This window comes from Dyadobacter jiangsuensis (assembly GCF_003014695.1).
In the GTDB taxonomy this organism is placed as follows: Bacteria; Bacteroidota; Bacteroidia; order Cytophagales; family Spirosomataceae; genus Dyadobacter; species Dyadobacter jiangsuensis.
This window is the reverse complement of record NZ_PYAS01000001.1, coordinates 701,659-718,758: the sequence shown is the minus strand read 5'-3', so window position 1 is coordinate 718,758 and position 17,100 is coordinate 701,659. Positions and strand designations below refer to the sequence as shown.

Genomic DNA, 17,100 nt, shown 5'->3' with positions numbered 1-17,100 from the left:
GATAAACTGACGTGTGCTTTGAAATCCTGGTCTTGAAACTATCAGGCCAGGATTTTTTGCAAGTTTTGATAGCAAGTCTCCACGGTTTCGATGCCCGGTGCCAGGTCGTACTCTACGAAGAAATGCTTCAACCCGGCGATTTGCGCGGCTTCAAAAATCCGTTTAAACTCCACCACGCCGGTTCCTACCGCGGTAATGGTCGACAAATCGGCCTTGATATCCTTCACGTGCCAAAGCGGGAAGCGGCCCGGATGCTCCTTGAATAATGCAACCGGATCTTTTTTGGCTTTGGTAGCCCAGGCGAGGTCGAGCTCCATTTTCACGAGGTCCTTATCGGTTTGTGATAGTACAAGTTCGTAAGGCGTTTTGCCGCCGTCCACCGGGTCGAACTCGGTAGCGTGGTTATGGTAAGCAAATTGGAGGCCCGCCTTTTTCGCGGCTTCCCCTGTTTTCTGGAAAACTTCAATAGAGCTCTTGATTTCGTCGGTCGTGGCTACGGGCGTGCTCGCGCATACGAGATAGCTCAGGCCTGCCGAGGCCGCATCGTCCACCAGCTCCTGATAGTTATCGCGGAGGTTTTTCATCGGCGGAATGGTGATGGGCTTGCCGTCGGAACCGGTGGGCAGCTTGCGGCCGGGAGGCATTTTAAACGGCGCTCCCAGCGCGTGGTGCGCTCGCCAGGTCATACCGAGGCTTTCCACCAATGCCTTGAACTCCTTCGGCTCGTAGCCATAATATTTCCCCCGCGTGCTGAATGCGGATTCGATTTCCTTGTACCCGATTTTGGCGATCTGCTCCAATGTGCCTTTGGGATCGGTATTCATTTTTTCAAAAACCGTGAAAAGCTGGATACCGGCCGGCTTGTCGGCGAGCATTACACCTGCCTGACGGGCTGCTTCGGCTAGTGAAGGCAGCATCAGCGTACCGGCAGCCATGGCACCCGCACGGGCGAGGAAGTTTCTTCTGTTTATGGTATTACTCATTATTTCCATGTTTTAAGGTTAATTTTTAAACTTGATTTTGGAGAAAGACATCAGCGGCTCGATCGGCTTGGCTTCTGCATTCCGGAATACGAGGTAAATATCCTGTTTACCGGTCGTGGGTTGCAGCGCTATGCGCACCGGAGGCTGGGCGAAACGGTTACGCGGTGCCGGGGCAGGTTTCGGTGCCGTTTGTGCGGGATTAGTCCCCGGCGAGCCCGTCGAAGCGGTGCCCGAACCAGCACCTTCTTTCTTGGCACCATTTTCCAATTCAGCCATCATTTTAGCCACATCCACCGGCTTCGCAACGGCCAGTTTTTGCTGTCCGATCAGTGTGCCTGTCGGCGAGCCGAGGCGGATTTCGATGGTTCCTCCCACACTGCCTTCACGTTGTTGGGCGGCCGCGTTGAGTTCGAGGGAATCAATGCCGGTGAGGTCGATGGACGGGAATGCGATGTAGCTGTTTTCAAATGCGACTACGGCAAAACCTTGTCCGGCCACACCCAATGCCTTGGTTTCGACGCCCTTGGTCACCGGCGCCTCGGCTGCATTGAGTTCTGGACTGCGGAGCACGATCATTTCCTCGGTGGTTTGGGCGGGTACTGCCTTGGTGGTGCCCACAGGACGGTCGGTGTAGGCTGCGCGAATGATGACCGAGCCTTTGCCATTATCGGCTTTCGGGATCTGCGGGGTGTATTGTCCTTCCAGCGGCAAAGTCGAAAGCGTCTTTTCGGTGCTGTTCAGAATATATTTCACAATCACTTCTGCATCTGCGACAGGCAATGCCGGGTGCGCGGCCATCGCCACTTCGCCCCACACGCCCGAGCCGCCTTCCAGTACCTTCTTCACAAGCTTGTCCAATGCGCCGGGATCGGCTTTGTACTTATTGGAAACGTCCGCAAATGAAGGCCCTACCGACTTGGTATTCGGCTGGTGGCACACTTTACAGTCACTTTTACCCATCAGTGTCTGCGCTACCGCAAATTGCGTGGTCGCATCGACGCTGCGCTGGCTCTGGGCGACTTCGGCGTAGTCGAAGCCTTCCGCGGTGTAGTCGATGCTCACAGCCACCTGGTTAGCCTTGATTTTGCCATCGGCGGTGCTGCCGTCTTCCTTATCCGAAATACTCACTGCGTAACCGACCGGCTTGTTCGGGAAGAAAAACGTGCTGTTACCGTCCAGTTTGATAGCTACCTTCGGCGGCTCGTTGCCCGCTATAATGCGCACCGACTGGCTGTTGCTAGCCCCTTTGGAATCAGTAACCGTGAGCGTGGCGGTGTAAACACCCGCCTTATCGAATTTCACCGTCGGGTTTTCGCTGGTAAATACCTTCGGTGCCACGCCGGGGCTGGTCACTTTCCAGCTGTATTTCAATGCATCGTTATCGAAGTCCTTCGTGCCTTTGGACGACAATACCGTCTCAAACGGCACAGTTCCGCCTTTTTTCTCTACCGAAGCTGCCACCACAGGTTTACGGTTGCCGCCGTTGTACTCGATACGCACCAGGCGTGAATTATCGCTTTTCCGGAACCAGTTGCTTCCGTATTCGAGAATATACAAATCACCGTCCGGCCCGAATTTGATATCAATCGGCTGCACCGGGTGATAGCTTGGCAATACGCGTTCCATCGATTCATAATCGCCCTGCGCATTCATGGTAATGGCCATGATCCAGCCGCGGGAGAAGTCGGCGGCGATCCATTTGTTTTCATAATAGGCCGGCCACGGACGTTTCGGCGCCTTGAAATCGGAGCGGTGGTAAACCGGGCCGCCCGTTGCGCTGCGCGAGCCTGAGCCCACGAGCGGGAATTTTTCGGAAACGCCGTAAGGATAGTAAATGAAGCTCGGCGCCGTTGGATACAACTCTTTCAAACCGGTATTGTTCGGCGAAGTGTTCACGAGATTTTTAGGGTCTTTCTTCTCTCCGGGTTTATTATTGGCATAATCGAACACCGGAAATGCCTGGTCATTGCCCACGAACCACGGCCAGCCGAAATTGCCCGGCTTACGCGCCTGGTTCAGCTCGTCATACCCCCTCGGTCCGATCTCGGAATCCTCGTTGGCATCGGGCCCCACTTCTCCCCAGTAAATGTAGCCCGTCTTGCTGTCCACCGAAATGCGCCACGGGTTGCGATGGCCCATCGAATAAATTTCCGGCCGGGTTTTGGCAGTGCCTTTCGGATAAAGGTTACCCTCGGGAATGGTGTAGGTACCGTCCGCCTCCGGGTGAATGCGCAGAATTTTGCCCCGCAAATCGTTGGTATTACCCGCATGTCCCTGGTCGTCCCAGCTTTCGCGGCCGGGGCGTTCGTCGGTTTGTGCGGCGCGGTCGTTGCCGGTATTGTTGCCGACGGTCAGGAAGAGGTTCCCGTCCTTGTCCCAGGTCATACCGCCGCCGGTATGGCAGCATACTTCGCGCTGAGTCGTCACTTCGAGCATCACTTTCTTCGTGCTTTCCACGAGTTGATCATCCACCAGGTCCCAACGGGCGAGAATGTGCTTTTTCTCGGTCGGGTGAGCGTAATAGAGGTAAATCCAATGATTTTTGGCAAAATTCGGATCAAGGGTAATGCCCATCAAACCTTCTTCCGCTTCACGCGAAACACCTTCCTTGCTCACATACTTGGTATTAACCGGAATGGTCGTGATGAGTTCGGTCGTTTTGGTCGACGGATTGTATTTTTTCAAAGTACCCTTCCGCTCGATGATGTAGGAGCTGCCGTCGGGCAACACTTCGAATGCCATCGGTTCATCGAGGTTGTCGGCCAGGACTACCGGCGTGAAACGGCTTTCGTCAGGTTTGGTGACAGTGTCCTGCATTGTGAATGCAGCGAGGGCGGCAACCGTGATCAGTTTGGCTGACCAGCGGACCGATGCGATGAGGCTTTTGCGCGGGATAGGTTTGAGCATAGGTATGTACATCAAAGTGAACCATTTAATATATGACTTTCATTGAATGCGCATCAAAAGCGGAAAGCAGGGGATTGCTCCCCCACCCTCCTTTCATCCATCAGTATTAAAACTCGTAAGACAACGAGAGCCAAAAACTCCTCGGGAGAATTGTGCGTCCCGGCATCATTGTTCCTTTTTCCACGGCGGCAAAGTTGCGGAACTGGTCACCGCGCACATCGCCTTCCGTCAACACCCTTGCATTGAGCAGGTTATCCACCCAGAAACGGGCATTGATCGCCTTGGTAAAGTTGTAACCTGCGCCACCTTTCATGAGCACATAGGCCGGCAGCTTGTAGCTGTCGCTCGGAGACGTAAACCGCGATCCGATGTAGTTTCCTGCCAGGTAAATATTGAATTTTTTGTAATCGTAAGTGGCCGACAATTCAGTATTGAAAACCGGGACACGCTCGGTACGCTTGCCTGTGAAGCTGTAAGTGGTATCGCCCAGGATCGCCATGATAGCCGAGTTGGTGTTCGTGTTCGCGGTATAATCGGTGTATTTCGAATCCTGCAAAGTACCGGTCCAGCGAAGGCTCAAAGCCTTGGTCAGCTTGTAAGAAGCCTCGAACTCAGCGCTGTAAGTGCGGGTTGAGCCGAATGCGACGAGTACCTGGTTACCTGAGGAAATGGTCGGCACGGTGATGGACAACGACACATTCTTGATCGCGGAATAGCTGGCAGAAGCAAACAGTGAAAAGTCGTTTTTTGCATACTTCACCCCCACTTCACCCAGGTACACAGGACGTTTCTTGATCTTCGCGGGATCGTACGCGGTAGCGTTGTAATCCGCGATCGTAGGCGCATTATAGGCACGGGTAGCACGCGCGAAGAGCGCCGCTTCGTTGTTGATTTTGTAGTTCAAACCTGCGGTGGCCGCCCAGTTGGTGATCGTTTCGGAGTAATCGGTATAACCCGCGATCGTCAGACCGGCACCTTTGGTATAATCCGGCGTGCCGTCGGCTTTGAATGCGTAGAACGGACGTTTTCCATCCACATTCTGGTTATCGATGCGCGCACCGAGGTCGAGGCGCCATTTGGGGTTCAAAGTAATCTCATCGGATGCATAGGCAGACAATGTACGCGTATCGCCGATGACCGTAGCCAGGTTGGTAGCCGTGATTTTCGCACCGGTTGGCGAGGTCAGCAGCCTTTTAGGATTTTCTTTAAACTCCTGCTGGTAAGAGAAATTATAGTTCGGGCCGTCGTTGCGGTTGAACTGGTGAATACCCACGCCGAAGCCTACATTATGGTTACTGATCGACTTCTTAAAATCCAGGTAATCCACGATCTGCACATCCTTACCCTGCTGGCCGATGCCGGTCACATTCACAATCCGGTCTCCCGCTTTCAAACCGGCCTCTGAGCCATCCAGGTAATAATAAGGTGTCGATCCGTTGTAGGTTATAATGCTTGCCGGAATACCCGCGGTCACCGTGCGGTTGGTGTGCTGGTAGCGGAAATTGTTATTCACTTCCCAGCCGTTATCGAGCAGGTAGTTGAACTGGAAACCGCCCGCGCCCTGCTTGGTGTGGATGCCGTCGGCGAAATCGTAGTTGCGCGTCACGCCATTGGCGTCGGTATAGCTGAACTTGGTATCCACCGTCGCCAGCGACTGGGTTACCATGTCGAAATTATCGGTTTTGGTAGGCTTGCCCGTTCCGTCGTAAGGATAAAAGCTCGTCAGCATCCATTGTACCTTGTCATTGAGATACTTACCATAAACCCGCACGAAGCCTTTCTGGTTTTTGAAATTGAAAGTCATATTGCCTTTCAACTGACCACCCTGGTTGGCTGTGTAGCCGGGAGGAACAATGCCCTTATCGGTGCGGAAGAAGCCGCCGATGTTGTAGCGGATCTGGTCGCTTACCTTGCCGCCGACGTTACCGTCGAGGCGGTAGAGGCCCTGTGAAAGGCCGGTAGTAGCCTTAAACTTGCCGTAAGTTTTATCCGCACCGGTGTAGCTCAGGTTATTGATCACCGCGCCGGGCGTATTAGCCATCACGATGGATGCATTACCACCGCGCACGGCTTCGATATTCTTAATGGTCAAATCGGTCTTATAATACTGATCGACAGAAGGAATGGAGTTGAAACCCGTCGGCAGTACCGGCAGACCATCTTCCATGATCCCGAGGAAAATATAGCCGCCCTGCTGGGGGAAACCGCGTACCCACACGTTACCGGGCCCGTCGCCTCCAGTACTTTCCACTGTCAGACCTGGGATCGCTTTCAGGAGGTCGGTACTGTTCAACGGCGCGCGGGTTTGAATGTCTTTATTATTGATAGTCGTGATCGCCACGCTGCTTTCGATTTTCTTCTTCGGATTACCACCCGTCACCACGATTTCCTGCAATTGCAGAATGTCGTCCTTCATTTCGATATTCAGCTGCACATCCTGGCCGGCCACCTGTATTTCCTTTTTAATCGCCGTAAAACCAATGCTGGTGACGTTCAGCGTGTAAGTACCATCGGGAATGTCGGAGAAGCTGTACGTTCCGTTAATGTCCGTCACTACGCCGAGATTGTTGTGGCTGAGTATCACCGTTACGCCGCTGAGCGTTTCGCCCGAGACGTCGGTGATCTTCCCCGACACGGTATACCCTGCCTCCCGGCTCCGAATGCTCGTCGCAGGCCCGCCCGCCGATTTGTCCGACCGGCTGATGATGATCAGGTTGTCGGTCACCCGGTAATGCAAGCCGAGCGGTTTCAATGTTTCATCCAGTACTTTATAGAGTGGTTTTTGCGCCGCCTTCACACTCACTTTCCGGTCGCTGCCAATCATTTTGGCGCTGTACACAAACTTTCCATTCACCTGCTTTTCCAGATTTCCCAGCACGTTTTCGATCCCCTGTTCCTGGATATCCACGGTCACTTTTTTGGACAAAAGCGCCTGCGCCTGGCCATCGGTCGCCTTGGCTGTACCAAGCGCCCACAATCCCACAAGTAAAAACTGGCACAGCGATATCCGCATGACTCTGAAAATAAATTGAAACTTAAAAGCTTCTTTCATACATTTGACTGTTTTATTGAGGTTAGATTTTGATAAAACAATCCCCGTTATCCTTCTTTGGACGGATAGTATTTGCGGTCGAAAACAAATATGGGGATTCATGAGGGTCGGGCATGTTGGTAGCATTGTCCGACTCTTTTTTTGTGGTTACTTTCTTCTATATACGCATTGGCATCCGGGGTTAGAATGGGTTGAAAAGGGTTTTCTAGCTTTTACAGCCTTTACTATAAATGACGACTTTGCCGTCGAGCACTTCATACCGCGCCTCGATCACCTCGCAGAGAATACTCAGCTTGCTGAACATCGGCTGTCCGGCCAGCGACGCCGTTACGGGGCATCCCTTCATGACATCACGGTCGAAAATGATGTCGATCTGGTAGGCCTCCTCGATGTCGGTCAGCACGGAGGACGCGGGCGCATTCACAAATTCAAATGTTTTCGGGTTATCGGAAGGCACGATTTCCGGGTTATCGCTGAGCGTGCGGCGCATTTCGCTGCTCGCATGCTCGAAGATCAGCTTCTGGTTCGGCGTGAGCACCATGCCGTTAGGCATTTTGGACTGCACATTCCTGCGCGCCGCAAATTCTTTCTGCTTGAACACCGACACTTTTCCTTCGCGTACTTCAACTAGGGTTTTATCCGAAGCATCACGGGCCCTGACAAAGAAGCTGGTACCGAGCACTTTGGTCACCAGGTCCGTGGTATGCACCAGGAATGGCCTTTTCGGATCTTTGGCGACCTGGAAATACGCATCGCCCGACAGGTACACAGTACGCTGGTCGGCCGGAAATGTTTCAGCGAAGCTCAACCGGGATTGCGGATAGAGCACTACCTGCGTGCCGTCGGTCAGTTTGATGACCTGCTGTTTCTCCGAGGTATTCACCCGCTCCACCAGCTCCTTCCCCGAAACCAGCCCGTTGTAGCCGCAATTGAAACAATAATACTGCCATCCAACCCATCCCAACCCGATCACCAACACCGCGCAAGCCGCCACCTTCACCCAAATACCCGCATGCCACGGCCGGCGAAGCGGCACTACCCGCCCCACTTCCTCAACAACACCTGACTCAATCTCAGACTCAATGACCACACCTGACTCACTGACAATACCTGGCTCCCATCTTCCATCCTCCCTTTCCTCCATTCTCCTTCCCCCCATCTGTCTTTTCTCCGCTCTCACGCGTTCCAGAAGCCCTTGTATTTCGAGGTCTATCTCCGCCTCGTCGATATCGGTGCGGTAATGCCTGTAAACGCGGTCGAGCAATTTGCGGGCGCTTTGAATATCCTCTGCCTGAGCAGGATTCTCATCGAGATATTGCTGCCAGAATACTGCGTCAGCAGCTCCCCGATGCCGCACCCAGCCCTGAAAGCGGGCGTCGAGGACGAAATCTTCAAGCGTGTATTCCTGGTACTGATCCATGTTATAATTGTTTTCTAATTATACATAGGCAGGGGGTGAATTGGAATAATCAAAAAAAATCGATTTTTTTTTAAAGAGCGAAAGAGAGGATAGAGAAATGCTGTCAGGCATGAAACATTGGTCCCATTTAATCTGCTACCAATATTACATCGCTACGCGATTTAGCAAGGTGCGGCTATAACCGGTCTTTTAACTCCTGAATAGTACGGTAAAGCAGGTTGGCAACCGCCGGTCGGGAGATCCCCATCACCTGGGCAATCGCCTCATTATCCATGCTTTCGAAAAAGCGAAGGTAGATTACCTCCTGCTGGCGGCGGGTAAGGAGGTTGATTTGCTGGTTGAGGGTTTTGAGCATCGCCTCGTTGGTTTCGATTTCGATGATATGCTCTTCGATGGACGCGTCGCCGATGGCCTGGGCGGAAAAATCGAGCTCTTCGCCCTCGCTGATCCATTGCTGGCGCTGGCTTTCCCGGTAAATTTTCCGGCGGAGCGATTTGAGGAGGTAAAATTTGACGAATGCCGTGTCCCCGATCGTCTCGCGCTTGGCCCAGAGTTCCATAAAAAGGTCCTGGATACAGTCTTTCACAAACTCACGGTCACGGGAGAACTTGGATCCATAGCTGAAAAGGCTTTTGTAGTAATGTCTGGCTATTTGCCCGAAAGCCTCATCATCCCCCGCACGAAACAACTTCCACAAGTCGGCGTCATCAGCATTGTTTTCGGGATGGGATTGCATTCAGGAGAGGTACGTCTGTTCTATCGGGACTACAATCCTACGCCTTTTTATATAATTAAACAATTTTATTTTTGGGAGAAAGAGAGAACGGAGGATGGAAGAAAGGGAGGAAAGGGAGGATGGAGGAAAGGGAAGAGGCTCCTTCCTCCCCTTCTTCCCTTTCCTCCCTTTCTTCCCCTTCCTCCCTTTCTTCCCCTTCCTCCCCCCACCTACCGCGGATACGACGCGTGGCTCTTCACCTTCGCGATCTGCCGCAAATGTCTGTCGGTGTGGCCCCATTGGTAAATCAGCACCTGGTGCATGTTACGTGGCTCGGGCGTAGCTGTAAATTCGAAAATGGCCCGCATATCGACCTCACTACTGCGTACGAAACCCAGGCTCTGATCCCGTCCGCGGAGGAAGAAAGTCAGGTTGTCCTTTCCTTTGATAAATCCGGTGGGCTTGGCAATTTCTGCTGCTTTGTGCGGATTCGGCTCCATGATAAAATCCTGGTAATAGCTGTCGGGCCGGGAGGTTTTCAATAGTTCCGGCTGCGGTTTGTTGCGGGTACCAATGCTGAGCTCCCTGAACCAGATGATTTCCCAGAGCGCCAAATGCTCCACCACTTGCGCAATGGACCAACGATCGGGCGACTCCCGGAATGCCCATTGTTCCGGCGTGAGGTTTTCGGTCTCCTTCACCACTGCGTCCCGTGTGCGGACCAGCTGGTCGATCGTGTACTGTTTGTCGGCCGCTGTCCAGAGTTTTTCCTGACCAAAGCATTGTACGGCCGCGCAGAGCCAAACCATTGTAAAAAGTGTCCTGATTTTCATAGCCTTTGTTTGGTAAAACCCTAATTCGGGCACAATGCTATTTCTTTTTACAGGGTATGGCAATTTTGATTATCCTACGGAGAGAATTAGGGGGTATTTACGGGGTTTTGATGATTTTACGGTTTGAAAGGGAGAAAGGAGGAAAGGGAGGAATGTCAGTCTGAGCGTACCGGGCCGCCGGGCGGTCGAAGGTTTCTTAACAAATGCCGTCAGGCATGTAATATTGGTAGCAAACGCCGCGCATGTATGGCCACCAAATGCCCTTGGGCATGTAACAACCGAGCATCGCCGCAGCTTTCGCCCGAGATGTTGTTGCATCCCTGACGGGATTTGATGTGGATTCTTGCATATACATTTGCTACCTATCTTGCATCGCTACGCGATTCTGATCCGAATATTTCCGACTCCTCCCTTCCTCCCTTTCCTCCTCTATTCACGACTCAAATAACTCGGCAGAATAGGCCTGATCGTCGGATTATCAAGCAGGCTTCGCAGACGGATCGAATCGGGATAAGGAATTTCGAACTGAGGCTGGACGAGCACCGACGGGTCGCCGGTTTTCAGGTATTTACGTACATTCGATTCCTGTTTCAGGGAATTGCCATACGATTCGTGTACATTTTTCATGTCGTGCTCGAAACGGGAAATGTGCCCCCAGACGAATACCACGAAAAACACCGCCCCGAGCCAGACAATGCGCCGGTTTTTAACCATAGCCTCCATGAAGCGCACCGCAAACCAGGCATTGCCGATCAATCCGATCGTGAACAGCTCGGTATAGCGCGACGATACGCTGCCCATCGACTGCCCCCGCCCGTACGCGATCGCGAGCGTCTGCGCGAGTGACCACATTACGCACCCGGCCATGAACAGGTCTGCACGGGATAGCGCACGCGTACGTAGGAGCCAGGGAACCATGGCCAAGCCGGGTATCCACAAAACAACCGCAGCGGGCCAGCTTTTTAATACCGGCCAGGCCAATATCAACTGCAAGGCATTCCACATGTCCGAAAGATTGCGGGCGCGGTAAATATGGTTCGCTTCAATCTGCGGGATAATGGAATATCCTGCCGCCGCGAGGCCTGCAAGCAAGACAGCCAGCAAGACTTGCTTCCTGTTGATTTGCCGTTTTTGAATGCTCTGTAACACATACACACCCGCCACGGCAATGGGAGTAATAATGCCCGAACCCATCGTCAGCACGCTCAGCCACGACAATACCGCCACACCAGCCATCGCTACCGGGCTATCCGGGTAAGTTGTGGCCAAAATGATGGCCAAAAGTGTGAAAATGATCAGGAAATAGAATTGGCTCTGGAAACCCACCAGCAGGTTTTCATAGGAGAAAGGCAATGAAAACTGGGCGATGATTACGATCAGTATCAGCCAGCGAGGGCCGTGCAATGCCTTTTGGCGCATTAAAAACAGCAGGATCATCGCTGGAATGCAGGAAGCCAAAAGGATATTCACCCGTGCCTCGATGAGGTTGTCCCAAACTCCTGTGAAATTGAAAATCAGGAGCGAAAATAGCCTCGTAGGGAAAATGCGGTGCTCATTGTGCGGCTGCCAAAGCTCCCGAAGTTTCAGCCGGCCTTCGATCCACGGCCTCAGGAGGAAGTCACCTTCGGCATCCCATTGGTCCCAGTAGGGCAATGAGACGCCAAAGGTTCCCACAAAATATAAACGGGCGGCTACGATCAGTAGCAGCGTCGCAAGCAAAGCAAGGATATTTCTTGTAGGCATAAGTTATTCGGGGGACTGCCTGCACTACCGGAAAATCCGTGCCAGCCAGCCGCTTATCTGCTAACGGTTATCTTCCGGGCAACCGATGTTCCGTCGGCATTCCGGATTTGAATAATGTAAGTTCCCGGCGCCAATTTGCCCACTGATATGCCCTCACCGTCGATTTTGACGGTTTCGTGCACGAGCTGGCCGGCAGTATTACGGATTTCAACGGCGGCAATCTGGTTGGAATCGGTTGTTTTGATGAAAATTTTCTCAGTTACCGGGTTAGGGAACGCGACCAGTTCTGCCCCATTCTCCCCCAACAAGTTACGGATGCTGCTGTACGCGAAAGTGCCGTCCTGATCCACCATTTTTAACCGGTAGTAAACATTGCCTGCCGCTAGCTGGCTATCCCAGTGCGTGTAGTGGAGCAGCGCATTGCTTTCCTTCGCCGCCTCACGCGTCCCAATCGCCGTCCAGTCCTTCGCATTCAGGCTTTTCTGTATCTCAAAATGGGAAGTGTTGGTTTCTGCCGAGGTCGTCCATTGCAGGAATGCCTGGTTTTCGACTTTGGAAACTTTAAAGCTGGCGAGGGTTACAGGGAGTGGTGGGTCTTGTTTAAAAACATAAACCGCACCGGGAAAGTCTACCGTAGTATTGTCAGAAGCTTCTTTGGCAGCACCGCTGGCTGAGCCGAACAGGTACCTTCCATTCATAGCCACTTGTCGGCCGAATTGTTCCGATGAAACGCGGTTGGACAACGAAAGTTTATGCAGCTGCCCCCAGTTATCCGCCCCATTCAAATTTCTGTCAAACAAGAAAATAGCTCCCGACTGATACAATGTATTCGCACCGTTGCCGTCCGTGTTATCGAGGCGGCAACCTACACCCGCGAAATCGCCGGAGATTGCCACTACAGCCCCGAATTGACTGCTGCTCAGGCGAAGACTGGCCGTCAACTTTTTCGTTTGTCCCCAGTTATCGGTCCCTCCGGTATTTCTGGAAAAAATATACGCGGCACCCGCGTCCGCGAGATTGTTGAGCTCGTTAGCATCCTCATCCTCCAACATGGCCCCGATGATCACATTGCCCCCTGAAATATCGACCGCACCACCAAAAAAATCGCTTGCAGCCCTGTTCACAGGGGTAATCTTCTTCACAAGTCCCCAGTTATTGACGCCCCCCTGATCTTTACGGAATACATAAGCGGCGCCCGCATGATCCAATTTGTTGAGCTCGGCACCGTCGTATTGCTCGGCATAAGCGCCAATGACAATATGATCACCATCAATGGCTGCCGATGTTCCAAAGTTCTGAGCGGCTCTCCTCACATTGGCGGTAATTTTCTTGACAAGTCCCCAGTTTTCCGTACCGCCAAAATCCTTTTCGTATATGAATGCCGCTCCTGCGTCGTCCAATGAATTATTGTCCTCCGAATCCAGATCGTCCCAACGCGTTGCCACAACGATGAAGTTCCCGCTGATATCCACTTGCGAGCCGAAGTTGTCGACGATATTCCTTACCCTCGCCCGGATTGTTTTCACAAATCCCCAGTTATTGGTACCGCCCTGATCCTTTTTATAAATGTGGACCGAACCTTTGGGGTTTCCATCCAGGCGCTCACCAGGTTCTCCAACCACTATATAGTCACCGCTTATCGAAACAGACAAACCAAACATGGCTGAATTGCTCCGCTGAGGTGCGACTACTTTTTTAACAGGCTTCCATTCGCCGGCATCATTATACAAAATGAATACGCTGCCCGCCCATTGTACAGGGTTCAGACCCGAAGCATCATAATAGTCGGAACTAGCCCCTACGACGGCGTAATTGCCCGAAATACTGACCGAATACCCGTAGTCCATCGAAGCACTCGCCGCTGAGGTTCCGTTACCGTTGCTTGCCAGCAGTTTGGTTACCTGCTTCCAATCCTGGGCTTTGCTCAATATTGGCAGGGCAAAAAAAATCGCGCAGGCGAGCAGGCCTGAGCGTAGAAAACGTAAAAAATCAATCATGTAACAAACTGAATAGAGTTGGATGAGTAGTATCACCAAAATTAGTTTGTAACTATTACATTACAAAAAGCGATATAAAAGAAAGCGGGTTGGCTCAATGAACCAACCCGCCCGTTACGTAATGCTGCTGGATTACATCTTGTTAACCACCGTTACAATGCTGCGGCCTTTTACCAAAAACTTCCCTTCCGAGCCGCTGAACTTCACAGGCTCCAAATCACTCTGCGCGGAAGTTTCATAGGCTTTTGCCGCGCCCGGCTTCAACCCCGACCCGATTGAAAGCTGAACTTCCCGCTCCTCGCTATCGCTGTTTACGATCACCGTTACCAGCTCATTATTGGTATTTTGATAGGAAGAAACCAGTAAGCCGTCGGTACCAAGGCTGCTGGAAGCCTCCACACGCCTCGCGCCGGGGCGTACGAAACGACTGAAATTGCCGAGCGCCCAGAGCATCTTGGACGACTGGAAATTGCCGTCGGTTTTGTTCATATCGATGTAAACCAAACCATCCTTGTAATCATAAGGAGAAACCGAAAGCCACCAATGCCAGGAAGTCGCATTGGCAATCGCGAGGTCGCTATGGATCACCCTTGCAATGAACAGTCCCGATGTGATGCCCAGATCGCGCCCTTCTCCCTTTATCTCGCCCTCATTATCGCCAAGAATGCAATATTCGGTCTGCCAGTATTCAAGTCCTGGTACCGCCGCCACACCATTGGCGAGTTGCTTCCGTTTCTCGACCGCGGTTTTATAGGGGGCATTTGTAAAATAGCTGTGCCCCGAGATCGCCGGGATCACATTAGACAGGTTACCAATGTAGTCGGCACTGTTTTTGTCAAAAAACGCGGAAATCTGGCTCGCGCGCCCCGGACGGTTATGCTCCGAATAGAGGTACTCGATTTGCCCGGCTTCCGCGATATTGATTTGGGTAGACAGGTTTTTCTTCAACAGCGCGGCGCTCAGCGAGCGGGTAATGGCTGCCAACTGGTTGTTGAAATAAGGTGTCCCCTCCTGCCCTCCGTCGCTCCAATCCCACTGCGGCTCGTTCGCCGGGCTTACATACTGGAATGTAATGCCTGTTTTCTTGCGGACGCCGTCGATCACGTCGGCCAGGTAACCCGCGAACTTATCAAATTGCTGCGAAGCGAGATTCGGCTGGCCGTTGGTCGCAAAGCCTTTCCCGTTGGTCGTGAACTGCACCGGCGGCGTATTCGGGAAAAGCAGGAATTCCTTGACGCCCCGTTCTTTGGCTGCGTTCAGAAACCACATTTGCCCGGCTTGTTTGTTCCAGTCATAGCCGCCGTCTGCCGCGAAAAAAGATTCCGCACGCCGCCATTCGTCGCGGATACCGCTGGCATCGCCCTGCTCGGCGGTACCTCCGCCCGCGTTAAACCGCCAGAGCGACAGCCCGATGCCCTTCAAATGCCCATCGGCCAGGGTATCGGTACTGAAAAGCAGATCGGCGATGCCGTTTTTCTTCGCTAATGGCCAATTGCCCGCAAACTGGCAGGCCCAGGCGTCGGAACCGCCGAAATTTCGGATGGTCTGATACTTTTTCGACGGGTCGATGCGGATCGTCACAGTCTGGCCGGTAGCCGGGACGACAGTTTCGGTAACAGGCTCGCCGCCGTTGCAGCCCATGGACGTGGCCATGAGGAGCCCAAGGAACAGTGTTCCCAGGTGTTGAGAGTTTTGCATGAAATGGTCTGTCAGGGAATGGATAGAAAAAGAACTCCCGGCGACTGAGGCACCGGGAGCGAAGAATGCATTAATAACCAGGATTTTGTTCGAGCTGGTTGTTCGAAGCCTGGATCTCGGTACGCGGGATCGGCAGCCAGTATTGCTTATCTGCAAATGCACGGCCGGTAAGCGCTTCCTTACGGGTATAGGTAAACGTGCTGCCGCTCTTGCCTACTTCCACGCCATAGGCAGGTGTATTTTCGACAGTGCCTGCAATTTTCCAGCGGCGCACATCGTAGAAGCGGTGCTCCTCGAATGCCAGCTCGACGCGGCGCTCATTACGGATACGTTCGCGCATCTGCGCCTGTGTGAGGCCCGCAGGCAACGCAGGCATCCCTACGCCCGTGCGCTGGCGGATCGCATTCACAGCCGCATACACGGTCGCGTCCGGGCCGGAAGCTTCGTTTTGTGCCTCGGCGTAGTTCAGCAATATCTCGGCGTAGCGGAAGTAAATCCAGGTTTGAGTACCCGCCACATCCCACGGGTTATCGATCGGCAGGTTATCATTCATGAATTTTTTCAGGTAATAACCGGTCTTGGAGGTATTCCAGTTGGAAGGGCCGTCTTTGCTGTCCTTCCCGCCCGGCGTGAACGTCTCCACGGTGCTGCCGCGGTAGGGCGCCCCATTGTACAAAATGGTAGCATAAAAACGCGGGTCGCGGTTTTTGTATGGATTTTTCGCGTCAAAGCTGGTGTTCGCGTCGCCAATGCGCGTACCGTCCATCATTTCGTAGTCGTCCACGAGGTTCTGCGTCGGCACGTTGCCGCCCCATGCATTGTAGCCGTTCGGGCCATTGGAGATTTCAAGACAAACGTGGCGTGCGCCCACCGCGTACAAGCGACCGAAAATGATCTCCTGGTTGTCGGTAGTCGTGAAAAGATTGCCGTAACCGCCCGTGTAGAGGCTGTATTTGTTCAAATCCATCACCGCTTTCGCTGCTGCGGCTGCCTGTTGCCAGGTACCGGCATTGTAAAGCGGGCTGGCAGCGTAAAGCGCCAGACGTGCCTTCAACGCCAACGCGGCGCCTTTGGTAGCACGGCCCAGCTTCCAGGTATTATTGTCGTTCGATGCAGGCAGCAATGCGGCCGCTTCGTCAAGCTGAGCGATGGCGTAGTCCAGCCCGGCTTTGATCTCCGCCCGCTGGAAAAGCTCGGGGCTTGTGAGGTCGTCGCTTACTTCATAAACTTTATCGCCCAACAGCACCACTTTACCATAGTTACGCAGCAAATCGTGGTAGCGGAACGCGCGGATGAACTGCAGTTCGCCTTTCAACCGGTTGCGTCGACCGGCGCTCATCGGCACGGCCTCGATATTCGCCAGAGCGTAATTGATTTCACGAATGCTCCGGTAGCTGCGGCCCCAGAAAGTACCGGCGATACCGGTATTCTCCGGCGCGATTTGTCCCCGCTGGATCAGCCAGGTATTGTCGTCGTTATTGTAAATGGATTCATCCGTAACCGACGACCACATCGCGTATTCGAACCCGCGGCCAAAGCCGGGCAATGTTCCTTCCGCTTCCTTGTCGGTCAGGCGAACACCCATGTAGCGGTTGGTAACGTACGCTTCAAAAAGCACGGAATCGGAGAGAATGGAGGCATCGGACACACGGTCGGTGGGCACGACGTCCAGGAAATTCTGGTCGCACGCAGACAGCGAAAGCATCATCGCCGCGGCCAGGGCTGGTAATGTGAAGCTCTTTATTTTCATGT

Annotated in this window: 10 protein-coding genes; all 10 read right to left on the bottom strand. The window is 53.1% G+C overall.

Going from position 1 to position 17,100, the window contains the following annotated elements; translation table 11 throughout:
• Nucleotides 1-41: 41 nt before the first annotated feature.
• Nucleotides 42-983 (bottom strand): sugar phosphate isomerase/epimerase family protein, encoded by a 942-nt coding sequence (locus CLV60_RS02665; RefSeq protein WP_229210784.1) that lies wholly within the window; start codon nucleotides 981-983, stop codon nucleotides 42-44.
• An 18-nt stretch (nucleotides 984-1,001) separates the two neighbouring features.
• Complete coding sequence (locus CLV60_RS02660) at nucleotides 1,002-3,890, bottom strand: PQQ-dependent sugar dehydrogenase (protein ID WP_229210783.1); 2,889 nt, start codon at nucleotides 3,888-3,890, stop codon at nucleotides 1,002-1,004.
• A 106-nt stretch (nucleotides 3,891-3,996) separates the two neighbouring features.
• The gene (locus CLV60_RS02655) at nucleotides 3,997-6,942 is read right to left on the bottom strand and encodes a TonB-dependent receptor domain-containing protein (RefSeq protein WP_106593812.1); all 2,946 of its coding nucleotides are present in this window, start codon (nucleotides 6,940-6,942) and stop codon (nucleotides 3,997-3,999) included.
• Between the two features lie 205 nt (nucleotides 6,943-7,147).
• Complete coding sequence (locus CLV60_RS02650) at nucleotides 7,148-8,362, bottom strand: FecR family protein (RefSeq protein WP_106593811.1); 1,215 nt, start codon at nucleotides 8,360-8,362, stop codon at nucleotides 7,148-7,150.
• A 175-nt stretch (nucleotides 8,363-8,537) separates the two neighbouring features.
• Complete coding sequence (locus tag CLV60_RS02645) at nucleotides 8,538-9,098, bottom strand: RNA polymerase sigma factor (RefSeq protein ID WP_106593810.1); 561 nt, start codon at nucleotides 9,096-9,098, stop codon at nucleotides 8,538-8,540.
• A gap of 209 nt (nucleotides 9,099-9,307) precedes the next feature.
• Nucleotides 9,308-9,910, bottom strand: coding sequence for a DinB family protein (locus CLV60_RS02640; RefSeq protein ID WP_106593809.1), 603 nt, complete (start codon nucleotides 9,908-9,910; stop codon nucleotides 9,308-9,310).
• 429 nt (nucleotides 9,911-10,339) lie between these two features.
• Nucleotides 10,340-11,653: a hypothetical protein gene (locus CLV60_RS02635; protein ID WP_106593808.1), complete on the bottom strand. Its 1,314-nt coding sequence runs from the start codon at nucleotides 11,651-11,653 to the stop codon at nucleotides 10,340-10,342.
• A gap of 53 nt (nucleotides 11,654-11,706) precedes the next feature.
• Nucleotides 11,707-13,650 carry a T9SS type A sorting domain-containing protein gene (locus CLV60_RS02630; protein WP_106593807.1) on the bottom strand — a complete coding sequence of 648 codons (1,944 nt, stop codon included), beginning with the start codon at nucleotides 13,648-13,650 and terminating at the stop codon, nucleotides 11,707-11,709.
• Nucleotides 13,651-13,782: 132 nt separating this feature from the next.
• Nucleotides 13,783-15,348, bottom strand: a complete 1,566-nt coding sequence (locus tag CLV60_RS02625; protein ID WP_106593806.1) for a glycoside hydrolase — start codon at nucleotides 15,346-15,348, stop codon at nucleotides 13,783-13,785.
• Nucleotides 15,349-15,418: 70 nt separating this feature from the next.
• Entirely contained in the window at nucleotides 15,419-17,098 is a 1,680-nt protein-coding gene (locus CLV60_RS02620; RefSeq protein ID WP_170118701.1) for a RagB/SusD family nutrient uptake outer membrane protein, read from the bottom strand.
• Nucleotides 17,099-17,100 lie beyond the last annotated feature (2 nt).